The following is a 1060-nucleotide window of genomic DNA, read 5'->3' on the forward strand; positions in this document are numbered from 1 at the left end:
AGAAAACACGCCCCAAATGGTAAGCGAAAGCAAAATAGGCACCCAAGTTAAGCACGACAGTAGCCACTTGTCGCGCCGTAACACATGCCGTTGTGAAATCTTAATCGTCATAGACTTTTTACCTTGAGCGATTACAGCTCAACCACAACGCTCATACCCATGCGCAGTTCTGGTTCTGGTTGAGTAGGCCGAGCTTCTACTTCAAAGGTACGCAGATCGAAACCTTGTGCTGCATCGGTCGCTCGCCAAGTTGCGAAATCGCCCATTACTGCAACGTGCGTGACTTTAAACTCGACACTTTTATCCAACGCTGGCAGGTATGCGTTAAATGTGGTGTCTTTAGTGAAGTGTTTAAGCAGATCCTCGCGCACGTTCAGCGTTGCCCACGCATCTTCAGTGTCGATGACGGTCACGACAGGGAAGCCCTGCGGTGCAAGCTCACCGCTTTGTAAAAGTACTTGAGATACTTCACCGTCAAACCAACTGTAGATTTGAGTATCTTTCGCATAGGCTTCCACTTCAGCAACTGCGCCAGACGCCATACGAGCTTTCTCCGCCGCGGCCACTTTGGTTTCGCTACGAGCCCCTTCTTTCGCCATCTCATACATCTGGAAAGCGGCACTTTCAGTGTATTTAGAAGCCTGCCATTGGGTTAGCGCTTCATCACGTTTTTGCTCGGCAACCACGCCATCTTTATACAGGTTGTTCACGCGGTTATAGGTTTTTTCCATCAAATCCGCTGCGGCTTTCGCTTTTAGCCATTGGTCTTTCGCGGCTTGAATTTGTTGCTCACGTGCACCTTTCTCTGCTTCTTGCGCTAGTGCATCTGCCGCTTTTTCACCAGCTTTTGCTTGTTCCAGTTTCGCTTCGATTTCTGGGCTGTGAAGCGTAAAAATTAACTGGCCTTTTTCAACATCATCGCCTTTGCGAACCATCACTTCGTCGATGCGACCCGGGACTTTCGATGAAATGCTGTATTGCTGAGCTTCAATCAAACCTTGCAAGCGAACTGGTTCTGGCTGATAAGCTTGGTAAAACTGATAGCCAACCCAAGAAGCCA

At 48.9% G+C, this 1060-nt stretch carries 1 protein-coding gene; it reads right to left on the minus strand.

Annotated features, from left to right (window positions below; all coding sequences use genetic code 11):
* Positions 1 to 131: 131 nt before the first annotated feature.
* A partial coding sequence (locus tag R7Q38_RS24690; protein ID WP_318114705.1) for an HlyD family secretion protein occupies positions 132 to 1060 on the minus strand: 929 nt, incomplete at its 5' end.

Origin of the sequence: Vibrio sp. Vb0598, assembly GCF_033338935.1 — a bacterium.
In the GTDB taxonomy this organism is placed as follows: Bacteria; Pseudomonadota; Gammaproteobacteria; order Enterobacterales; family Vibrionaceae; genus Vibrio; species Vibrio alginolyticus.